Below are 7,047 nucleotides of genomic sequence, written 5' to 3' on the forward strand. Positions count from 1 at the left end.
ATGAACGATAATACAAAAAATAATGATGGTTCAATGCATAAAATGACTGCCCAACAACAGCAGGAATTCAATCGTGTGTCAGAGCCTCAAAGAAAAAAACCACGTGGTAAAGTTTCACTCATTTGGATTATTCCTATAGTTGCATTAATGATTGCACTGTCATTGGCTGCAAAAGCAATTTGGGAAAGAGGACCAACCATAGAAGTGAGTTTTAGAACCGCGGATGGGCTTGAAGCAGGTAAAACCAACGTAAGATACAAGCAAGTGAATATAGGCCTTGTACGACAAATTACGCTGTCTTCAGACAATAGTCATATTATCGCGCAAATTGAACTTACTAAAAACAGTAGTGCATTTGCATCTAAAGACTCAAGATTTTGGGTCGTACGTCCACGCATTGGCACAAGTGGTGTTTCTGGTTTCGATACATTACTTTCAGGCTCTTACATTGAGGTCGATGGTGGCAAAGACTCTCAAAAACAAACAGAGTTTGTTGGCCTAGAAACCCCACCTGTTGTTCCATCGGATGTACCAGGAAAAATATTTTTCTTAACCGCTGATAATTTAGGATCGTTAGATATTGGTTCACCCATCTATTATCGAAGAATGAATGTTGGGCAGATTACCGCATATAATCTTTCAAAAGATGGAAAACATGTTGAACTGCAAACATTTATACGTAGTCCTTACGATAAATTTGTCACGACAGATGCTCGCTTTTGGCAAGCCAGTGGCGTTGATGTTAGCTTGAATGCATCAGGTTTTAGCCTAAATACACAATCTTTAGCCAGTATTGTTGCAGGTGGTGTAGCCTTTGGATATCCAGAAAACTCTAATGCACCTATGGCATCTGGCAAAAGTTATTTTAATTTATGGAACTCAAAAACAGATGCATTAAAAGTTCCAGATGGTAAACCACGAAAAATTATTATGTATTTTGATAATTCTCTTCGTGGTCTTGCTGTTGGCGCACCTCTTGATTTTATGGGCATGAATATTGGTGATGTTACAGCGATCAATGTCGAATTTGAACCTAATTATCGCAAATTACGCATGCGTGTGGATGCAGTACTTTATCCATCTCGTTTGGCAAATGGAAAAGAACTAGATCCTACAGGACAAATATTTAAAAGCTTTATTCAGCAAGGCTGGAGAGCACAAATGCGTACAGGTAACTTATTAACAGGACAAAACTATATTGCATTTGATAAATTTAACAAGGCAAAACCTGTCACATTAACGCAGTATGAAAATGGGGATGTAGAAGTTCCAACCATACCGCCTGAATTAAATAGCTTACAAGCTCAAATTTCTGAAATCGCAGATAAAGCAAGTAAATTCCCAATAAATGAAATTGGGGCGGATTTACGTAAAACTTTAAACAGTATGAATACAACCATTGAGTCGACAGATAAGTTTGTGAAACAACTCGATACTAAAGTTGCTCCAGATTTCCAAGCGACTTTAAATGATGCACGTAGAACAATGCAATCGACAGAATCAATTTTGTCGAGTGATGCACCAATGCAACAAGATGTGCGTAAAGTATTACAACAAGTCACACGTACAGCAGCATCGTTACAGTTAATGTCTGACTATCTTGAACAACATCCTGAGTCTCTGATTCGTGGAAAAAAAGGAGAGACTAAAAATGAAAAATAAAACACATACTGTTCAATTATCAAAATGGATGTTCGTATCTAGTGTATTTTTCTTGGGGATTACTGGTTGTACAACATCAGTTAGTCCCAACTATTACACGCTTGCTCCTCGTGTATTACCTACGCAAGATACCAAATTACGAGTGATTGAAGTTTTGCCTGTAAATTTACCTGATCGATTAAATCGGGTAGCAATCATGGTTAATACAGAACAAGGGAAATCGACCATTTTGAATAATGATCGATGGACCTCTAGTTTGGCAGTAGAATTACATGACAGTTTATCTTCTGGATTGCAGCAACAACTTAATGCAGTAGATCGTTATAGTAGTGGTATTTCAAGCACCAATACGGTGTATCGAATTGCTGTTGATTTTTCACGCTTTGATATTATTCAGTCATCTAGTCCGCAACAAGGTACACAGGTTGAAGTTGAAGTGAGTTGGGTTATTAAGCCTCTTGAGCCGATACAAATCAATAAACAAGCTGTACATCGTATTGTGAATTGTAGAATGACTTTTAATCAAACTGTGGCTAATAAAGATATGATTCCTGATATGGTTAATGCATCTAAACAAGCACTGTATCGAATAACAAGCAGTATATCTGATACAGTGCTTTCAGTTGAAAAAGGATCATATCAAGTTAATACTGCAGTATGTTCTTAATTATAAATAAGTTTTAGTCGTGTCAATCTATTTTATATAGATTGACACTTTTGATTTAAAATTTTGCTGTTTTAACTGGAATCTTATTTAATGAATTAAAATAAGCTGCTGTTTTATATAAAATAAATGATTTAATTTTTTACAGTCTAGTATAAAGAATAGATCAACTTCCCTTAAAAAAACAGCTCACAGTGACTAAAAGTAAATGAGTTTAAAATAAAAGATTAAACAGGATTCGAGTTATTTTATAAAAAAACCATTAAAAATATTACAAATCAATTATTTATTAATTTTTTCTATAAAAAAGAAATCGCTAAATTTGAGAAATGACATGTTATACCATTGATTAATATATGAAAAATATAGAGTAGGCCATTCAATAAAAGTGTGTAGTAAATTTTAACTATGACTTCTTATATGTTGATAGATACGTAAATTATCTATATCCCATCTATAGAAAAACCACTAAATACATTTGGGCAAGACTTTCATTTTAGCTGTATGAATAATTAAAGAGTTTGACTACATTTCTTGTATTTGATCATTTATTGATAGAAATAAAAAGACTTTGAAATGATTTAACTCAGAAGATTTTAAATAAACTGAGTTTTGACGGCTTTATACACTTAAAATATTTATTTTTTTTAGAAAAAAACATTAATAATACAAAGTAAAACGGTAATATCAACCATGAGGCTTTGTATTATATAAGAATAAAAAATTACTAATTTTTGTGTGTATATGATTATTTTATTTTACGAGTTGAACTCAACATATCGTTCGTAAAACGATATGTTGAGTTCAATATTTAGTTCTTCTTAAACTTTAAACAACGCTGTACAAAAATAAAGATGGTTAGAATAAATAGTGCTAAACCTAAATAATCTGCGATATGATCCCAATCTTTTAATGGAATGGCAATAGGAGAGTCAGATCCTCCTGTACCCGTCGAAATAACAATCAAGATTGCTAAAATAACCCCCATAAGGCTTTCACCAACAATTAAGCCTGCAGCAAATAAAGTACCTCGTTGTTCTAGTTGTTTCATTTTATTTTCTTGATCGTTTAAACTTGTCTGTTTCTTAACATACTTTTTAATCAACCAAAACATAACGGCGCCAATAAATAACGGCATGTTTACACTAGGTGGTAGGTAAATTCCCATTCCAATTGCTAAAACAGGTAAACCCATTTTATTATGGCTTATTTTTTTAAGTATAAAATCTAAAAGAATACACAACACACCAATCATTACACCAATAAAAATATAATTCCACTGTAATTGATGTGAAAAAATACCTTGAGAAATTGTGGTCATGAGTACTGCTTGAGGTGCTGCTAGTGCTTGCGATGGATCCATATTTGCGCGTGGCATCGCACCTGAAAAACCATATGCGTGATATAGTAATTGCAGTAATGGTGCAATAACGAGGGCGCCTGTTATACTTCCAATAATTAATGCAATTTGTTGACGCTGTGGAGTTGCATGTATCAAATATCCTGTTTTTAAGTCTTGTAAATTATCATTAGAGATCGTTGCCACTGCTAAAACAGCAGAAGTACCAAATAATGTGAGAGCTGTTAAAAATTGTACGCCTTGTGTAGATCCTGTTAAATTTTCAAAATTTCCCACCATCAATAAAATAACGGCAAAAACCAATACCGATAAAATACCAATACCTGAGATTGGGCTAGATGATGACCCAACTAAGCCTGCCATATACCCACATGCAGCTGCAATTAAAAAACCAATTACAAAAGTAATCACAGTCATGAGTAAAACTAAAGCCCATGCCATTTTTACATCTAAACCTGATGTAGCAACAAAAGAATAAAATGTTGAAAATAGGATGATGACCATTAAAATTGTAATCAATAACATGTATTTGGGATTCAAATCACGATCTGAACGTTCTGCCTGTATGCTCGATTGTGTAGTAGAGGTATACGCTGCAATAGATAGTCGAACCCCTTCAACCATGGGTTTAAATAAAATAATTAAAGTCCAAATAGCAGCAATACCAATGGTTCCAACACCAATAAATCTTACTTTAGATACCCATAACTGTTTGGCAAAAGCGGCCATTTGCATGTGTTCAGGTTGCGGAAAAATACTACTCAGTATAGGAATAGCCACTCCCCATGCAATAAATATTCCTAGAAAAATGGCACACCCTGCTGAAATTCCCATTAATGACCCTGCACCTAAAAGTGCAAGAGAAAACCCCATAGGTAACTGAAAGATTGCTGAGCCTGACTTAAACCAAAAACTTGCACTATCTGAAACAACTCTGAAGCCACTGTTTAATAAGCTAACGATTGCTGCAAGAACACCGCCAAATACGATTTCCTTAGCATGGCTTGATTTTGTTGATTCGTCACCTTGAGGATGTTGTATTAATGATCCATGCTCATTGGCTACGTTTCCTATTGTACCTGCCTTTAAAATTTCTGCAGCCGCTACACCTTCAGGATAAGGTAAACTACTTTTAACCACCATAATACGTCTTAAAGGTACTGTAAAAATAACACCAAGTATTCCGCCACTTAAACATAAAAGAGTTGTTTGCCAAAATGGAAAACCCTGCCAATATCCCATCATCAGCAAGCCTGGAATTACAAAAACAACCGAAGATAATGTGCCTGCAGCTGATGCTTGTGTCTGTACAAAATTATTTTCTAAAATATTAGAATTTTTTGCATAACGTAATACAGCCATTGAAATCACAGCGGCTGGAATAGAGGAGGCAAATGTTAAACCCACTTTAAGACCCAAATAAATATTCGATGCCGTAAATATAATTGTAATTAAAATTCCTAAAATAACTCCACGAAGTGTAAATTCCCGATACCCTAGATAAGGATCTTTATATTTTGACGAATGTTGCATTGAATTTAACCTATGTTTTTATTGAAATTTAATCTAATTATCTTAATTTAATATTGATCATTGAAAGGTGAGTCTTACATTGGATTGTTTTATAACCTATAGTAAAAAATTAATTCTTTCAATTTTAAATATTAAATAAAAGATCATTCTTTTTCGTAAAATCAATGCAATTTCAATACCAAAACATATAAATATTAATGAGTTTTTTCTTTTAATTGTTTTGAAAAAGCCCTTTATTTTACAGAAAGTAAATTATTTATAATTTTCCTGAAAACATAAATAAATATTGAATAATATCTAATCTTTAAAAAGGGTAAAAGGACTTAATATCTATAGATTGAGTCCTTTTTTGGGTCTGAATGAATTAAATCAGATCAAGAGTGGGCTATATGGTATTTCAATATAATTTAAAATCAATTTATGGATTTTGTTTAGTTGATTTTTTATTTTCAATTAAGTTAGCCACTAACTGAGTCATATATTCATAAGTAAAAAAATGAGCATTGAATGTTGTAAGACGCTCTAAACCTAGAGTTAAACCAATCAATTGCCATGTAATGTCATCAATAGATTCTTGATCATGATTAAAATTTGAAATTTGAAATATGTATTTTACAGACTTATGCCATTCTTCAAGAGCAATTAAAAAGACTTGATGAAACTCAGGACTAGATTGACTATTTTTTTCGGCATCGTTCCATAATCTAATATAAGGTAGCTCATCTTCTGATGTAGTAAATCCTAAAGCCCACAAAATTTTATCAATTAAACTCAGATGGGGATCTACTTGTGTAGTATCCAAATTTTTATGAATCAGTTGCATAAATGTTTCACACTTTAATTCTTGAATGGTCTTAAAGTGGTAATGAATGAGTCCAACAGACAGTTGAGCCTTTTGAGCCAAATGGCGTACTGTGAGTGTATTTAAACCATCGTCTAATGCCACCTTCATGGCAACATCTAAAATTTGTTTTCTTCTTTCTGCTTTACTCAAATAACTCATTTTTTATAACACCATTACACTAACAACATTTTTAGTTAAGCATATAGAAGTTGCATAAAAAATCAAAAAAAGTATACAATTGAACACATGTTCAGTTTTATACTTTTTTTATGTTTGTAAATTCAAAATGGTTGATTTTAGCCACTGTTGTAGGGCTTTATTTACCTGTAGCCATTGATGCAACCGTACTGCATATTGCTGTACCTACGCTCAGCAAAGTACTATATGCAAACTCATCTCAATTATTATGGATTATTGATATCTATCCATAGGCGATAAAATAGGTTATCGCAGGTTGATGCTTATTGGTGGAAGTATTTTTGGTGTGGCATCAATCATGGCGGCATATTCAACAACAGCCCATTTCCTTATTCTTTCTAGAGCTATTTTGGCCTTAGGGGCATCAATGATTATGCCTGCTACATTATCGTGTTTACGCCATACCTTTGTAGATGAAAAGGAGCGTAATTTTGCTTTAGGAATGTGGGTAATGGCTGGAGGGGCAGGGGCTGCATTTGGACCTTTAGTGGGTGGATTTTTATTGGAACATTTTTATTGGGGTTCAGTATTTCTTATTAATATTCCAATTCTTTTGCTTGTTCTTTTTTTTATTTTTAGCTATATACCTAACCCGAATCCTGTTTAAGCCGAAGCACCGATGATTCGAATGTTCGGCTTATTCTTATGACAAACCTGATACGCACATAAAGATGCATAAATTCCTGCTAAATAGCCTTGAACACTTCTCGCCTTACTTGTCACTAAGTTGTATTTAGCTTTCAACAAACCAAACAATGTTTCAATCTTATTTCGTTGCTTCAAATA

Annotated in this window: 4 protein-coding genes and 2 pseudogenes; 3 read left to right on the forward strand and 3 right to left on the reverse strand. The window is 33.5% G+C overall.

The features are described 5' to 3' along the window. Both I2F17_RS05750 and I2F17_RS05755 read left to right on the forward strand, forming a co-directional pair. A complete protein-coding gene (locus tag I2F17_RS05750) occupies positions 1-1,662 on the forward strand; it encodes a PqiB family protein (RefSeq protein ID WP_211139307.1) in 1,662 nt (553 codons plus the stop codon). Continuing rightward, complete coding sequence (locus tag I2F17_RS05755) at positions 1,652-2,329, forward strand: PqiC family protein (protein ID WP_211139308.1); 678 nt, start codon at positions 1,652-1,654, stop codon at positions 2,327-2,329. The genes I2F17_RS05750 and I2F17_RS05755 overlap by 11 nt, the downstream gene beginning before the upstream one ends. Before the next feature lie 808 nt (positions 2,330-3,137). Here the strand turns inward: I2F17_RS05755 and I2F17_RS05760 are convergent. After that, positions 3,138-5,219, reverse strand: a complete 2,082-nt coding sequence (locus I2F17_RS05760) for an OPT family oligopeptide transporter (RefSeq protein ID WP_211139309.1) — start codon at positions 5,217-5,219, stop codon at positions 3,138-3,140. 418 nt (positions 5,220-5,637) lie between these two features. After that, complete coding sequence (locus tag I2F17_RS05765; RefSeq protein ID WP_211139310.1) at positions 5,638-6,222, reverse strand: TetR family transcriptional regulator; 585 nt, start codon at positions 6,220-6,222, stop codon at positions 5,638-5,640. Between the two features lie 110 nt (positions 6,223-6,332). Here I2F17_RS05765 and I2F17_RS05770 point away from each other — a divergent pair. Next, positions 6,333-6,850 (forward strand): annotated as a pseudogene (locus I2F17_RS05770) (MFS transporter); the annotation flags it as partial. Between the two features lie 14 nt (positions 6,851-6,864). On the opposite strand, the pseudogene I2F17_RS05775 reads toward I2F17_RS05770, so the two are convergent. Beyond that, positions 6,865-7,047 (reverse strand): annotated as a pseudogene (locus I2F17_RS05775) (IS982 family transposase); the annotation flags it as partial.

It is taken from the genome of Acinetobacter baretiae (assembly GCF_015627105.1).
GTDB classification, from domain to species: Bacteria; Pseudomonadota; Gammaproteobacteria; order Pseudomonadales; family Moraxellaceae; genus Acinetobacter; species Acinetobacter baretiae.